The organism is Streptomyces sp. NPDC057137, from assembly GCF_042670825.1.
Lineage (GTDB): Bacteria > Actinomycetota > Actinomycetes > Streptomycetales > Streptomycetaceae > Streptomyces.
In genome coordinates, this window is sequence record NZ_JBHUUW010000101.1 from 5804 (window position 1) to 20044 (window position 14241).

Below are 14241 nucleotides of genomic sequence, written 5' to 3' on the forward strand. Positions count from 1 at the left end.
GTGACCCGGTCCCGCCCGTCCGTTACTGAGTCGCCAGGACTTGGTTGACCTGCTTCTCGGCGGTCGACAGCAGCTTGTCGACGTCCGCGTCCTTGTTGGTCAGCACGCCCGACATCGCGACGTCGAGGATCTTGTAGATCTCCTGCGCCTTCGGCGGCTCGGCCTTGCCCTTGACCGGGTTGTCCATGAAGGGCTTGAAGTTCTCGACCGGCATCGTGGCGTGCTCGCTGCGCAGCGCGTCGTCCTTCGCCTTGGAGTCACCGAGCCAGAAGTTCGGCTGCGGCAGTCCGACGGGGAGCTTGTCGGCCTTGCTGCGGTCCCACTCGAACTGGCCCTTGCCCGGGGTGAGGAACTTGAAGTTCTGCCAGGCGATGGCGGCCTTGATCTTGTCGGGCGAACTGCCCTTCTTGACCATGTAGTTGTTGCCGCCGAACAGGGTCGCCTTGGCACCGGGGATCGGTCCCATGCCGAAGTTCTCGTACTTGGCGCCGAGTTGCTGGACCATGTACGTGATGTCGTCGGGCGCGGCGAGGAACATGCCCAGCTTGTCGGTGGCTATCTGCTTCTGCAGGTCGCCCCACTTGAGCAGCTGGGTCTTGCCCATGCTGTCGTCGTCCCACCGCATGGTGCGCAGGTTCTCCAGGACCTGCTTGCCCAGGTCGGTGTTGAACGCGGCCTTCTTGCCCGTGGAGTCGACGACGTCGCCGCCGAGACCGTAGATCGAGGCGGCGAAGTGCCAGCCGCCGTTGTTGCCGGCGCTGTACTCACCGAAGCCGGAGACCCCGCCGCCGATCTCGGCGATCTTGTCGGAGGCCGCGCGGACGTCTTCCCAGGTGGTGGGAGGCGAGTTGGGGTCAAGACCGGCCTGCTCGAAGAGCTTCCGGTTGATCAGCAGACCCATGGTGTAGTTGCTGGTCGGCAGGCCGTAGAGCTTGCCGTCCTGCTTCAGCACGTCCAGGACGTTGGGGTCGATGTCCTTCAGCGCGGGCACGGACTTGTCGTTGACGTACGCCGAGATGTCCTCGGCGCCGTCGTTGTCCAGCACCTGCTGAAGGTCGGTGAAGTAGGTGTAGTACACGTCGGGCTGGGACTTCGCCTTGAGCATCGCGGTGAAGCGCGGCGGCTCCAGGCACTGGCCCGGCGTGGACTTCCCGTTGATCTTGACGTTCGGGTACGTCTTGTTGAACTCCTTGACGTCCTCGTTCCACTCCTTCAACTCCGCGGCCTTCGCGGCCGGCGGCATACAGTCGATCGAGAGTGTCACCTTGGCCTTCGGGTCCAACGGCGCTGACGGGTCGGACGACCCGCCGCCGGAGTCGCCGTCGTCGTCGCTGCTGCTGCTGCTCGTGCCGCAGGCGGCGAGAGTCAGGGCGAGCACGGTGACAATGGCGGCCGCGGCGGTGCGGTCGGTACGGCGAATTCGGCGGAACCCAGCACTTCTCATCGATGGTCCCCTTCGGGCATGAGCGTGGAAGGCCCACGGCTGAAACTCTGCCGGGGCGCGGCACACTCAACCACCGTCGACAGGAGACCGCAAGATCTCGCGCCGTTTTCGTAAAAGTTTGACAGTCTTCCGCATCGGCCACGACCCGTGCGGGGGCCCGGAGTTGGACAGGGCGGGATTTGTCAGACAGGACCCGCAGGACGGCCACAGGGCCCCCGAGGGGGCCCTGGAAGGGGCTTGCAAGGGCCGCCGAGGCCGGTGGGCGACGGGAAGGGCCGGTGGCTGTCCGGCGGACCTAGCGCGGCGACTGCGCCGTGGAGCCGCGTACGACCAGCTCCGGCTCGAACAGCAGCTCGCCGGGCGGCACGGCGCCGCCCTGGATCTGGGCGCACAGCAGCTCCACCGCGGCGCGCCCCATCGCCTCGATGGGCTGACGGACCGTCGTCAGCGGGGGCTCGGTGCAGTTCATGAAGGCGGAGTCGTCGTACCCGACGACGGAGACCTCGCCGGGGACGTCGAGTCCGCGCCGGCGGGCGGCCCGTACGGCGCCGAGCGCCAGCGGGTCACTCGCGCAGATGATGCCGGTGACACCGCGGTCCAGCAGCCGCGCGGCGGCGGCCTGGCCGCCTTCCAAGGAGAACATCGACCGCTCGATGTACTCGTCGGGCAGGGACTCCCCCGCCGCCTTCACGGTCGCGAGGGCGGCGGCGAGCTTGCGCCGCGACGGTACGTGGTCGGCCGGGCCGAGGACGAGGCCGATGCGCTCGTGGCCCAGCGAAGCCAGGTGCCGCCACGCCTGCTCGACGGCGACGGCGTCGTCGCAGGAGATGGTGGGGAAGTCCAGGTTCTCTATGGGCGCGTTGATGAGCACGACCGGGATCTTGCGCTCGTGGAGCTGCCGGTAGTGCTCGTGGGGCGCGTCGGCCTGGGCGAAGAGGCCACCGGCGAAGACGACTCCGGACACCTGCTGCTGGAGCAGCAGCTCGACGTAGTCCGCCTCGGAGACGCCGCCCTTGGTCTGCGTGCACAGGACGGGGGTGAGCCCCTGCTGCGCCAGCGCGCCGCCGATCACCTCGGCGAAGGCCGGAAAGATCGGGTTCTGCAGCTCGGGCAGGACCAGGCCCACCAGCCTGGCGCGCTCGCCGCGCAGCTGGGTCGGCCGCTCGTACCCCAGCACGTCCAGCGCCGTCAGCACGGACTGCCGGGTGGCCTGGGAAACTCCCGGCTTGCCGTTGAGCACCCGGCTGACCGTGGCCTCGCTGACCCCAACCTTCTTAGCCACCTGAGCAAGTCGTCGCGTCATACACGCAAGACTAGCGCAAACAATGCAAGCTACTTACTTCTCAGCGTAAAGTCCCTGCACAGCCAGGGTGCCACCGCAGCGCCGCCGCGGTCCCGCCGTGGTGCCGCCCGAGGAGACCCCGGACGGCACCACGGCAGGGTGCCCTGCGCTACGGGTTGATATGGATCTTGAAGTTGGGCGTGGTGTTCTTCACGTCCAGAGCGTTGCCGCTCAGCGTCAGACCGTTGAACGTCACCTCACCGACCGCGGGACCCTGCCCCGCCTCCGGCAGCTCGTTCGCCCAGAGCCCGAAGCCCGACTTGGCATCGTAGGCGTCACCGCTCTTCTTCGCACCGGTGATCGAGATGTCGCTGAGGATCGTGTCCTTGATCGGGAACTGCGGCTGTCCTCCTACGTAGTTGGTCTGGAACATGACCCCGCTGTACGTCGGGTCGACGATGTCCACGTTGTTGATCCGGATGCCCTGGAACACCTTGGACGCGGAGAACAGCCAGATACCGGGGAACGTCTGCCCGCCCCAGAAGTGGCCGCCGGCTCTCACGATCGACACGTTCTCGATCGTCGTGGGCTCGGTCCCGAAGCCGTTCATCGGGTAGCCGAAGTCCAGCGAGCTGACCGTGATGCCCGAGTACACGAGCGTGTCCGCGATGTGGATGTTGCGGAAGGTGTTGTTGAAGCCGCCGTAGACGGCCACACCCGCCGCGCGCCAGGTCAGGATCGACGTCAGGTTCTCGTAGACGTTGTCCTTCATGTCCGCGCCGCCGGCGTCGATCGCCGAGAACAGCGCGAAGCTGTCGTCTCCCGTGGCCCGAGCCTCGTTGTTGGTCACGAGGTTGCCGGTGCTGCCGTTGGTCATGTTGATGCCGTCGGCGAACATGTCGCGGATACGGGAGTTCTTGATGGTCATGTCATCGGTGTTCGCGCCCCAGTAGAGGCACACCATGTGCTCGTTCCAGATGTTGTCGATCTCGATGTCACGCACGTTCGAGAAGTCGAACACCTTGCCCGGACCGTCGATACGCGAGGTGTAGTTGCCGAAGTACGCGAAGTTCTTGAACGACGAACCCGCGGCGGCGGCCTCGGCCCGGAAGCCGATGTCGGTGTTGTCCTGCGTCGACGGGGCGTGGAACTTGGTGTACCAGGGACCGGCGCCGATCACCTGCACGGGCTTGCCGTACACCTGGAACTTGCTGGCCGTCTGGTAGTCACCGGCGGGCAGGTAGACGCCCTTCAGGGTGCCGGTGTTGTCCATCCGGACCCGGTCCAGGGCGTTCTGCACGTCCTGGTGGGTGAATCCGGCCGGGACCGTGTAGGTGGCGGGGTCCGGGTTGGCGGTCGGTGCGACCTGCTCCAGGTTGATGAAGTCGATCGCGTAGTTGGTGTTGTTGGCCGCGTCCTTCTGCAGCTTGATCTTGCTGCCCGCCGGGACGGTCTTGCCCAGCATCACGTTCGCCTCGTCGTAGATGTGACGGGGCGCGCCCTGGCCCGGGGAGTTGCCCGGTCCCGCCTCGGCGCCGTACAGCCAGGCGTACTTGGACGTGAGGTCGATCGCCTTGAGGAAGACGCCGTCCACATAGACGTTGAGCGTGGAGTTGATGCCCCCGCCGCTCGCGGAGTCGGGAATGGAGAAGCGGGTCACCAGGGTGTTGGTGCTGGCCCGGGTGGTGAACTCGACGAACTCGCCGGTCGCGTCGAGGTTGACGGCCCTGCGGCCCGACGCCTCGCCCGCGATGTCGCCGATGGTCCTGTTGGGACCGACCTTCGTCGCGCCGCCGCCGGTGGTGCCGTCCTCGGCCTCGTACATGTCGAACGGCATGTTGGCGCCGCGGCCGACGAACAGCGACTGGGAGCTGGTGTTGTTCTCGCGCTTGACCGGCACCTCGTTGGCGTCGTCGGCGAGCACCACCTTCACGGTGAACGAGCCGTTGGCGGCGGCCCAGGTACCGAGCGAGACCGGCGCCGCGGTGGCGCCCGCCGCGATGACTCCGCTGTGCGCGCCGGTGAGGGTCTTCACCGTGGCGCCGTCGGAGTTGAGCACGGTCAGGGTGATGCCGTGGCTGCCGCCCGCGGAGGCGACGGTGCCCTGGTTCTTGACCGTGACGGAGAAGTTGACCGTGTCACCGGCCGCCGGGGCGGACGGAGAGGTGCCGAGGGTCGCCACCAGGTCCGAGCTGGCGACCGGCTTCACCACCAGCGGGGCCGATGCGGTGTAGGTGTTGTTGGTCTCGTTCTGCTCGATCACCGCTTCCGCCACGTCGGCGACCGCGCTGAGTTCGTAGGAGCCGGCGTCGCGCGGACCGATCGCGGCGCTGACATTGGCCGACGCGCCGGGGGCGAGGGTGCCCACCGCCGCCGTGCCGACCTTGGAGTCACCGAGGCGGAACTCCAGGGAGCTGGCCGCCGCGGCGACCGTGCCGTTGTTGCGTACCGTCGCCGACAGCGTGATCGGGTTCGACTCGACCGGCTCGGCGGGGGACGCGGTCACGGCCGTGACCTGGAGGTCCGGGTTGGGTGCCGGCTCGCCCAGCACCTGGAACTCGGCCACCTGGCCCGCACCGGAACCGGTGTTGGAGGTGAACTTGAGCTGGACGTCCGCGACGTTCCCCGAGATCGGGATGGTCACCTGGTTCCCGGAGGCCGGGTTGAACGCGTAGTCCTTCGCGGCGGCCAGGCTGGTGAAGGCCGTGGCGTTCTGCTCGCGCCCCAGCACCTGGATGTTCTGGGTACGCGCTCCCCAGCTGCTGTCCGGGTTGAGCTTGACGACGACGCTCTCGGTGGAGGCGTTGGCGCCCAGCTTCACGGTCAGCGTGTTGGGGTAACTGCCCCCGGCGCCTTCCCAGTAGGTCGACGTCGAGTTGTCGTTGGCGTTGGCCGCGACGAACGTGTGGACCACGGAGGAGGCGCTGATCGGCTTGCCGACGGCGAGGTTGGAGACCGAGCCGGTGCTGCCGGTGCGGATCACCGTGTTGCTGTTGCCCGACTGGTTGCCCGCCGCGTCCTTGGCCCGTACGAAGTACGAGACCGTGGTGCTGGCCGGCTGGGTGTCGGTGAAGGTCAGGACGTTGCCCGCGACGCTGTCGCGCAGCACGTTGTTGGCGTAGACGTCGTAACCGGTGACCGCCGTGTTGTCGCTGGACGCCTGCCAGGTGAGCTTGACCTGGGTCGGCGAGGGCGAGGTGTGGGCGAGGCCGGTGGGCGCGGTCGGCGCCTGGGTGTCGCCGCCCGGGGGCTTGCGGGTGACGGTGTTGCTGTTGCCCGACGTGTTGCCGGCCGCGTCCTTGGCCCGTACGTAGTACGAGACGTCGGCGTTGCCGGGCTGGGTGTCGGTGAAGGTGGTGACGTTGCCCGCGACGCTGGTGCGCAGCACGTTGTTGGCGTAGATGTCGTAGCCGGTGACCGCCGTGTTGTCGGTCGACGCCTTCCAGGTCAGCTTGATCTGACCGGAGGCGGGCTCGGTGAACGCCAGCTCGGTGGGCGCGGTCGGCGCCTGGGTGTCGCCCGTCTCGGGGCCGTAGATCTCCAGCTCGGAGACCTGGGCGGCGGGCTGGCCGGAGTTGGCGGTGACCAGGACCCGGACGTAGCGCGTGGTGGTGGCGTCGAAGGGGATCGTCACCGTGTTACCGGACCCGGGCGCGAACTGGTACGCCTTGGAGGTGGTCAGGTCGGTGAAGGCCGTCCCGTTGGTGCTGCCCTGGAGCTTGAGGGTCTGGCTCCTGGCGCCCCAGCCGTCGGGCAGTTTCAGTACGACGCTGTTGATGCCGACGGACGAGCCGAGGTCGGCCTGGAGCCACTGCGGGAGGGCGCCGTTGCGGCTCTCCCAGTAGCTGGCCTTGTTGCCGTCGTTGGCGTTGGCCGCCGCGTACACCTCGGTGTGGCTGCTCTCGGTGAGCGTCCGGCCGGCGGCGAGGTTCACCGACGCCGCCGCGGCCTTGTGGACCTGGAGCTCGGCGAGCTGGCCCGCGGACGCGACGGAGTTCTTCGTGATGTTCACGCGGACGTAACGCGTCCGGGTGGCGGGGAAGGAAATGCTGACCTCGTTGGCCTCGCCCGGACTGAACGTGTACGAGGCGGAGGTCTTCAGAGTGGCGAAGCTCGTGCCGTCGGCACTGCCCTGGACGGCCAGGGTCTGCCGTCTGGTCTCCCAGTCCGCGGGAAGCTTCAGCGTGACCTCGTCGATCCGGGCGGCGGAGCCCAGATCGGTCTGCACCCACTGGGGGAGGCTCTTGCCGGAGCCCTGCCAGTAGGTCGACTGGTTGCCGTCCGCGACCATCCGTGCGGAGTGGTCGCTCGATGCGCTGCTCGCCGCCGCGGTACTGCCCGCGGCGATGTTGGGGCCGTCGGCCGCCGAAGCGGTGAGCGACGGCACGCCGACCATCAGGAGACTGGTGGTGACGGCGGCGGAGATCGCCCGCCATCTCCATCGTTGAGATCTCATGTATCCCCGATCTTCGGCCTCGGCGCGGGGGCGGCGAGGCGCGGCTCTGTCTGCATGGCTGGTGCCACCTGGCTGATGCGACAAGCGTTTTCTGCACTGACGAGCGGGATCTTTTGCGTTACGCGGTCAGAGAGTTGCAGAGAAATGCGAGAGCGTCCACAGGTCCGACAGAACCAAGTCGGCCGTTCTCTGGCTCGAAAACACCCAAGACGGACCCACCAGCCCCTATCAGTCAGCTTTCCAGCGAACTTTCGGCACACTGCAAGCGCGCCGCAAATCACGTAAGTCATTTGCGTCATTCTGGAAATTTCAGAAAGACACCTGCGCCGTCTACCGTTCGTACGCATGAGCGCCGGACCGACGACCCCCCAGCGACGACGGCGATTCGGCTGGCCACGGCGCGTCTTCTCCCAGGTGCTGCTGATGCAGCTGGCCATCGCCGCGGGCACCGCCGTGCTCGCCACCGGGCTGTTCCTCAGGCCCCTGAGCGACCAGCTCGACGACCAGGCGATGCGCAGGGCGCTCGCGATCGCCGAGACCACCGCGTCCGAGCCGGTGGCGCAGGCGCTGCTGACGTCGAAGCCCTCGCTCGACGGACCGGTGCAGCAGGAGGCCGAACGCATCAGACGGGCCACCGGCGCCGAATACGTCGTGATCATGGACAGACGCGGAGTCCGCTGGTCACACACGGACACCGGCCAGATCGGCAGGGTCGTCTCCACCGACCCCAGCGAGGCGATCGCCGGCAAGGACGTCATGGAGATTGACAGCGGCACCCTCGGCCGCTCGGCGCGCGGCAAGGTCCCGCTGCGCGACACGTCGGGGAAGATCATCGGCGCCGTCTCGGTGGGTATCGCGTACGACAGCGTCCGCGAGCGCCTGCTGGCCACGATCCCCGGACTGCTCGCGTACGCGGGCGGCGCCCTCGCTGTCGGCGCGCTGGCCGCCTACCTGATCTCCAGGCGACTCCAGCGGCAGACCCACGACCTGGCCTTCTCCGACATCTCGGCGCTGCTCGTGGAGCGCGAGGCGATGCTGCACAGCCTGCGCGAGGGCGTGATCGCCCTTGACGGGACGGGGAGGATCCGGCTGATGAACGACGAGGCGCAGCGGCTGCTGGGCCTCGGGCCCGAGGCCACGGGACAGCCGCTCGACGTGGTGCTGGGCCCCGGCCGTACCACCGACGTGCTGGCGGGCCGGGTGGCCGGCGACGACCTGCTGGCCGTGAGCGGCGGCCGGGTGCTCATCGCCAACCGGATGCCGACCGACGACGGCGGCGCGGTCGCCACGCTCCGTGACCGTACGGAGCTGGAACAGCTGGGCCGGGAGCTGGACGCCACCCGCGGTCTCATCGACGCGCTGCGCGCGCAGGACCACGAGCACGCCAATCGGATGCACACGCTGATGGGGCTGCTGGAGCTGGAGATGCACGAGGAGGCCGTGGAGTTCGTGACCGAGGTCGTCGGCGTGCACCGGGCGACCGCCGAGCAGGTCACCGAGCGCATCCACGATCCGCTGCCGGCCGCCCTGCTGGTCGGCAAGGCCACCGTCGCCGCCGAGCGGGGCGTCTCGCTGCGTATCTCGACGGCCACCCTGCTGCCCGACCGGGTGGTCGACCCGCAGGGGCTGGTCACCGTGCTGGGCAATCTCGTGGACAACGCGCTGGACGCGGCGGCCGGCTCCGAGGACCCGCGCATCGAGGTGGAGGTACGCGCCGAGGGCCGTACGGTCGTCCTGCGGATCTCCGACAGCGGCCCCGGAGTCCCGCCGGAGCAGCGCGAACTGATCTTCACCGAAGGCTGGACGACGAAGGAACTGCCCACCCACGGCAGGCGCGGACTGGGCCTCGCCATGGTGCGCAGGCTCGCCGAGCGTCAGGGGGGCAGCGCGCGCGTCGCCGAATCCGCCGACGGGGGCGCGGAGTTCACCGTCGTACTGCCCGAGGCACTGGCCGAGGCGGCTGATGCCGTACGGGACTCTTCCCTCGACGAGACGGCCGGCGCCGCGCCGGCCGCCGTGCCGGACGCCGTGCCACCGGATGATCTCGTGCGCGATCCGGCGGGGCCCGTCACCACAGGAGAGACACGATGATCGACGTACTGGTCGTGGACGACGACATCCGGGTCGCCGACATCAACACCGCCTATGTGGCGAAGGTGGCCGGGTTCCGGGTCGTCGCCAAGGCGCACTCGGCGGCGGAGGCACTCACCCGGCTCGCCGAGCGGCCCGTCGACCTGATCCTTCTCGACCACTATCTGCCCGACCGCAACGGGCTCTCGGTGGTACGGGATCTGCGCGGGCTCGGCCACCGCACCGACGTGATCATGGTGACCGCCGCGCGCGACGTGGCGACCGTCCAGTCGGCGATGCGCCACGGGGCGCTCCAGTACCTGGTCAAGCCCTTCAACTTCGCCGGGCTGCGCACCAAGCTGGAGGCGTACGCGACGCTGCGCCGCACGCTGGAGGGCGGCGGCGAGGCCGAACAGGCCGACGTGGACCGGATGTTCGGGGCGCTGTCGGCGTCGGCCGCGCCGCCCGCGCTGCCCAAGGGCCACTCGCCGAGCACCGCCGAGGTGGTACGCCAGGTGCTGCTCGGCGCCGAAGGGCCGCTCTCCGCGCACGAGATCGCGGAGAGCGCGGGCATGAGCCGGCAGACGGCGCAGCGGTATCTCAAGCTGCTGGAGCGGGCGGGGCGGGTACGGCTCAGCCTCCGGTACGGGGAGACGGGCCGCCCCGAGCACCGGTACGCGTGGGCGACGAGCGGCTGAGCCCCGGGGGCCCGGGGCCGCCGGTCAGACCGCGCCCGCGCCCGTGAGTGAACGCACCTCGGACTCCGCGTGCTTGGCCTCGTCCGCCCGTTCCCGCGAGAGGACCGTGCCGAGCCAGCCTGACAGGAAGCCGAGCGGGATCGAGACCAGGCCCGGGTTCTGGAGCGGGAAGACCTGGAAGTCCACGCCTGGGAAGATCGCCTCCGGGCTGCCGGAGACGACGGGTGAGAACACCACCAGTAGCACGGCCGGCACCAGCCCTCCGTACACCGACCAGACCGCTCCCCGCGTGGTGAAGTTCCGCCAGAACAGCGAGTAGAGCAGCACGGGCAGATTGGCCGAGGCGGCGACGGCGAACGCGAGACCGACCAGGAATGCGACGTTGAGATCGCGGGCGAGCAGCCCGAGCGCGATGGCCACGGCGCCGATACCGGCCGCGGCGAACCTGGCCACGGCGACCTCGCTCCGAGGCTTGGCGTGCTGCTTGACGTGCCCCTTGGTGTGTCCCTTGGCATGCGCCTTGACGTGCGCCTTGACGTGCGCGTTGACGTGCGGCTTTCCCTTGCGGTGAGGCTGCTTGAGCGAGGCGTAGAGGTCATGAGCGACCGAGGCCGACGAGGCGAGGGTGATGCCCGCGACGACGGCGAGGATCGTCGCGAAGGCGACGGCGGCGACCACGGCGAAGAGAACCGTTCCGCCGGTGGAACCCGCGCCACCGCCCAGGTCGAGGGCGAGCAGCGGCACCGCCGTGTTCCCCGCCGCGCTCGACGCGCGCACCTCGTCGGTGCCGACCACGGCGGCGGCGCCGAAGCCGAGCACGATCGTCATCAGATAGAAGCTCCCGATGAGCCCGATGGACCAGACGACCGAGCGGCGCGCGGCGCGTGCGGTCGGCACGGTGTAGAAGCGGGACAGGATGTGCGGCAGCCCGGCCGTACCGAGCACCAGGGCGAGCCCCAGGCTCATGAAGTCGAAGCGCGCGGTCCAGCCCCCGCCGTAGGCGAGCCCGGGTGACAGGAACTCCTTGCCGTGGCCGCTGCGTTCGGCCGCGGTCGTGAGCAGGGCGTTGAAGTCGCCGTGGAAACGGAGCAGTACGAGCACGGTCAGCGCGATCGTGCCGCCCATCAGCAGGACGGCCTTGACGATCTGGATCCAGGTGGTGGCCCGCATCCCGCCGAGCGTCACATAGACGACCATCAGCGCGCCGACGCCGATCACCGTCCACGCGCGCGCCGCCTCGCTCGTGCCCCCCAGCAGCAGCGCGACCAGACTGCCCGCCCCGACCATCTGCGCCACCAGATAGAGAACGGACACCGCGACGGAGGACGTTCCCGCCGCGATCCTGACCGGGCGCTCCCGCATCCGCGCGGCGACGACGTCGGCCAGCGTGAACCGGCCGCAGTTACGGACGAGTTCGGCCACCAGCAGCAGGACGACGAGCCAGGCGACGAGGAAGCCGACGGAGTAGAGCATGCCGTCGTAGCCGTAGAGGGCGATGAGACCGGAGATACCGAGGAAGGAGGCGGCCGACATGTAGTCGCCCGCGATGGCGAAACCATTCTCCATGGGCGAGAAGAGGCGTCCGCCCGTGTAGAACTCCTCCGCCGAGCCGTGCCGGTCGCGGCTCACCCAGGTGGTGATGCCGAGGGTGACGGCAATGAACGCGCTGAACAGCAGCAGCGCCAGGGTCTGGTGGTCGCCGCTCATCGCCGCCGCTCCCCTGCCGGCGCCGTCTCGAACTCCCGCGTCCTCGTCCGGTCGAAGACGCTCCAGCGCAGATCGAGCGCGTCCCGGTCCCGGTGCAGCCGGGCATGGCGGGAGTACGCCCAGGTCAGCAGGAAGGTGCTGAGGAACTGGCCCAGTCCGGCGACCATCGCCACGTTCACGGCCCCCGCCACCGGGCGCGCCATCAGACCGGGCGCCGTGGTCGCGGCGACGACATACGCCAGGTACCAGAGCAGGAAGGCGAGGGTGGCCGGGACGACGAACCGGCGGTAGCGGCGGCGTACCTCCTGGAAGGCGGCGCTGCGCTGGACCTCCAGATAGATGTCGGCCGGGGCGGGACCCGTGGCCGTGGCCGTGGCGGGTTCGACGGGTGTCGTCGGTGTGCCCGTACCGTCCAGTTCGCCCCAGCCGGAGGCTGGCGCGTCGTACCAGGGGTCGTCGGTCCGCACTGCTGCGGCGTCGCGCCCTTCCTGCTTCTCCACCGGTCAACTCTCCTTGTCAGCGGGCCATTTCGGCCGCGCCCCAAGGATGGTCGGAACGGGAGGATCCCGGACTCCTCTCTCCCCCGACTTCACCCCATCAGGTGATGTTTGTCCCGGGTGGCCGGATGAGCCCGTGCTGATAGGCGTAGCGCACCGCCTGCGCCCGGTCGCGTACCCCGGACTTGGCGAAGATGTTGTTGATGTGGGTCTTCACCGTGGCCGCCCCGATGTGCAGCCGCCGGGCGATCTCGTGGTTGGAGAGCCCTTCGGCGACCAGGGACAGCACCTCGGTCTCGCGGGCGGTGAGCCCGTCGGGAACCGTCTCGCGCTCCGGTATGCCCGGGACCGCGCTGACCCGCTCCAGCAGCCGCCGCTGTACGCCGGGGGCGAGTCCGGCGTCCCCGGCCATGACGTCCTGGACGGCCTTGACGATCTCGTCACCGCCCGCGTCCTTGGTCAGATAGCCGCGCGCGCCGGCCCGCAGGGCGGGGAACAGCGAGTCGTCGTCGGCGTAGGTGGTGAGCACCACGACCTGGGTCGCCGGATACCGCTCGCGGATACGGCGGGTCGCCTCGACCCCGTCGCAGCGCGGCATGCGCAGGTCCATCAGGACCACGTCGGGGGCGAGTTCACCGACGAGGGCCACCGCCTCCTCGCCGTCCTTCGCCGCCCCGACGACCTCGATGCCGGGCAGCAGCCCGAGCAGCATGACGATGCCCTCACGCACCACGGCCTGGTCGTCGGCCACGATCACCCGGGCCGTCACGCGGGCACTCGCAGGCGCACGGTGAAGCCCTTCGTCTCGAACTGGTCCGGCGGTCCGGAGCCGTACGGGCCTTCGCCGACGGCGCCTTCCACGGAGGCCGCGGGCCCGGCCTCCAGACTGCCGCCGAGCAGTTCGGCACGCTCCCGCATCCCCAGGAGACCGTAGCCGGAGCCGGAGGCGCCGAGTTCGGTGCCCGGCGCGTCCGCGCCGTCGTCCCGTACCTCCAGGGTCACCGCGTCCCGCGCGTACTCCAGTCGCATCCTCACGTCCGCCCCCGGGGCGTGCTTGCGCGCGTTCGTCAGGGCCTCCTGCGCGACGCGCCGTACCGCCTGCGACGCCTCGGCGGGCAGCAGCCGCGGCTCCCCCACGACCTCGGTCCGCACCCCGTCGAGCGCCAGCTCCCGCAGGTAGTCCTCGACGGGCACCAGTTGGCCCCGGAGGGCGGAGAGCGCCTGGCGCGTCTCCGCCAGACCCTGCCGGGCCATGCTCCGCGCCTCCACCACGCGCCGGAGCACCTGCTCGCGGTCGTACCCGCCCTCGATCTGGAGGCGTGCCGCCTCCAGATGCACGAGCTGCGCCGAGAGGCTGTGGGCCAGCACGTCGTGGATCTCGCGGGCGATCCTGGCCCGCTCCGCCAGCGCCGCCGACTCGGCCTCGGCGGCCCGCGCGGCGCGCTCCTGTGCCAACATCCGGAACCCGGCACCGCGCGCCTGGGCGTCGAGCCGCAGGGTGTAGCCGCCGAGCAGGACGGAGCCCATGGTCACCACCACGGCCAGAGGCTCCTCGGTGTTCGCCAGCAGGACGACCGCGGACAACACCGCCCAGACGCAGAGGGCCGCCGCCATCGGCAGTCTGTCCACCGCGAGGACGGCGGCCAGGACCCAGAGCAGCACGGCTGTCCCGTCGGCCCCCGCCGCGTGCGCGCCGCCGCCCAGCAGCGTGAACAGGAGAAGCATCGCCAGAGAGGGGACCAGCCGGCGCGCGACGGTCCACCGGCGGAAGGCCAGCACGGCCGCCAGGAAACAGACCAGGCCCAGCACGGGCAGGACCACCAGCCAGCCGTGGAAGACCTCCGCCAGGTACGCGCTCGCGACCAGCCACAGGGCCAGCGCACCCGACAGCAATGCGTCCAGCACCTTCCTGATGGGCGGCGCGCCCACCCGGCTCAGCGCCTCTCTGCTCGGCCACGCGGTCCCCGCAGCGATCTGCATTCCGAAGCCCTCTCTCTCGGCTTCGATGTTACGGAGCGCGACGGCCTTCCGAATCCCCTCCCAGGGGGAGCCGCGAACGGCGCCGGGCTCCACCCGTGGGTGGAGCC

The 14241-nt window shown here is 69.7% G+C and carries 9 protein-coding genes; 2 read left to right on the forward strand and 7 right to left on the reverse strand.

Annotated elements, in window-relative coordinates:
- Nucleotides 1-22 precede the first annotated feature (22 nt).
- The 3 genes from ACFT9I_RS38080 to ACFT9I_RS38090 all read right to left on the reverse strand — a co-directional run bounded on the left by ACFT9I_RS38080 (nucleotide 23) and on the right by ACFT9I_RS38090 (nucleotide 7182).
- On the reverse strand, nucleotides 23-1444 hold the full coding sequence (locus ACFT9I_RS38080) for an extracellular solute-binding protein (protein WP_382572127.1): 1422 nt from the start codon (nucleotides 1442-1444) through the stop codon (nucleotides 23-25).
- A 295-nt stretch (nucleotides 1445-1739) separates the two neighbouring features.
- The gene (locus tag ACFT9I_RS38085; RefSeq protein ID WP_356591852.1) at nucleotides 1740-2747 is read right to left on the reverse strand and encodes a LacI family DNA-binding transcriptional regulator; all 1008 of its coding nucleotides are present in this window, start codon (nucleotides 2745-2747) and stop codon (nucleotides 1740-1742) included.
- Nucleotides 2748-2895: 148 nt separating this feature from the next.
- On the reverse strand, nucleotides 2896-7182 hold the full coding sequence (locus ACFT9I_RS38090; protein WP_382572128.1) for a discoidin domain-containing protein: 4287 nt from the start codon (nucleotides 7180-7182) through the stop codon (nucleotides 2896-2898).
- Between the two features lie 345 nt (nucleotides 7183-7527).
- Between ACFT9I_RS38090 and ACFT9I_RS38095 the strand changes: the two genes are divergently transcribed.
- The gene (locus tag ACFT9I_RS38095; protein ID WP_382572130.1) at nucleotides 7528-9273 is read left to right on the forward strand and encodes an ATP-binding protein; all 1746 of its coding nucleotides are present in this window, start codon (nucleotides 7528-7530) and stop codon (nucleotides 9271-9273) included.
- Nucleotides 9270-9950 carry a response regulator gene (locus ACFT9I_RS38100; RefSeq protein ID WP_382572131.1) on the forward strand — a complete coding sequence of 227 codons (681 nt, stop codon included), beginning with the start codon at nucleotides 9270-9272 and terminating at the stop codon, nucleotides 9948-9950. The genes ACFT9I_RS38095 and ACFT9I_RS38100 overlap by 4 nt, the downstream gene beginning before the upstream one ends.
- Nucleotides 9951-9974: 24 nt before the next feature.
- On the opposite strand, the gene ACFT9I_RS38105 is transcribed toward ACFT9I_RS38100, so the two are convergent.
- The 4 genes from ACFT9I_RS38105 to ACFT9I_RS38120 form a co-directional block, all read right to left on the reverse strand.
- Nucleotides 9975-11657: a cation acetate symporter gene (locus ACFT9I_RS38105; protein WP_382572132.1), complete on the reverse strand. Its 1683-nt coding sequence runs from the start codon at nucleotides 11655-11657 to the stop codon at nucleotides 9975-9977.
- Nucleotides 11654-12157 carry a DUF485 domain-containing protein gene (locus ACFT9I_RS38110; RefSeq protein ID WP_382572133.1) on the reverse strand — a complete coding sequence of 168 codons (504 nt, stop codon included), beginning with the start codon at nucleotides 12155-12157 and terminating at the stop codon, nucleotides 11654-11656. The genes ACFT9I_RS38105 and ACFT9I_RS38110 overlap by 4 nt, the downstream gene beginning before the upstream one ends.
- Nucleotides 12158-12254: 97 nt before the next feature.
- A complete protein-coding gene (locus ACFT9I_RS38115) occupies nucleotides 12255-12923 on the reverse strand; it encodes a response regulator (RefSeq protein WP_382572135.1) in 669 nt (222 codons plus the stop codon).
- Entirely contained in the window at nucleotides 12920-14134 is a 1215-nt protein-coding gene (locus ACFT9I_RS38120; RefSeq protein WP_382572136.1) for a sensor histidine kinase, read from the reverse strand. The genes ACFT9I_RS38115 and ACFT9I_RS38120 overlap by 4 nt, the downstream gene beginning before the upstream one ends.
- Nucleotides 14135-14241: the final 107 nt, after the last annotated feature.

What these genes read in the sequence shown, in the direction of transcription:
- ACFT9I_RS38085 (WP_356591852.1), bottom strand. Translation starts at nt 2,747, where the DNA reads ATGACGCGACGACTTGCTCAGGTGGCTAAGAAGGTTGGGGTCAGCGAG.
- ACFT9I_RS38120 (WP_382572136.1), bottom strand. Translation starts at nt 14,134, where the DNA reads ATGCAGATCGCTGCGGGGACCGCGTGGCCGAGCAGAGAGGCGCTGAGC.
- ACFT9I_RS38105 (WP_382572132.1), bottom strand. Translation starts at nt 11,657, where the DNA reads ATGAGCGGCGACCACCAGACCCTGGCGCTGCTGCTGTTCAGCGCGTTC.
- ACFT9I_RS38090 (WP_382572128.1), bottom strand. Translation starts at nt 7,182, where the DNA reads ATGAGATCTCAACGATGGAGATGGCGGGCGATCTCCGCCGCCGTCACC.
- ACFT9I_RS38080 (WP_382572127.1), bottom strand. Translation starts at nt 1,444, where the DNA reads ATGAGAAGTGCTGGGTTCCGCCGAATTCGCCGTACCGACCGCACCGCC.
- ACFT9I_RS38100 (WP_382572131.1), top strand. Translation starts at nt 9,270, where the DNA reads ATGATCGACGTACTGGTCGTGGACGACGACATCCGGGTCGCCGACATC.
- ACFT9I_RS38095 (WP_382572130.1), top strand. Translation starts at nt 7,528, where the DNA reads ATGAGCGCCGGACCGACGACCCCCCAGCGACGACGGCGATTCGGCTGG.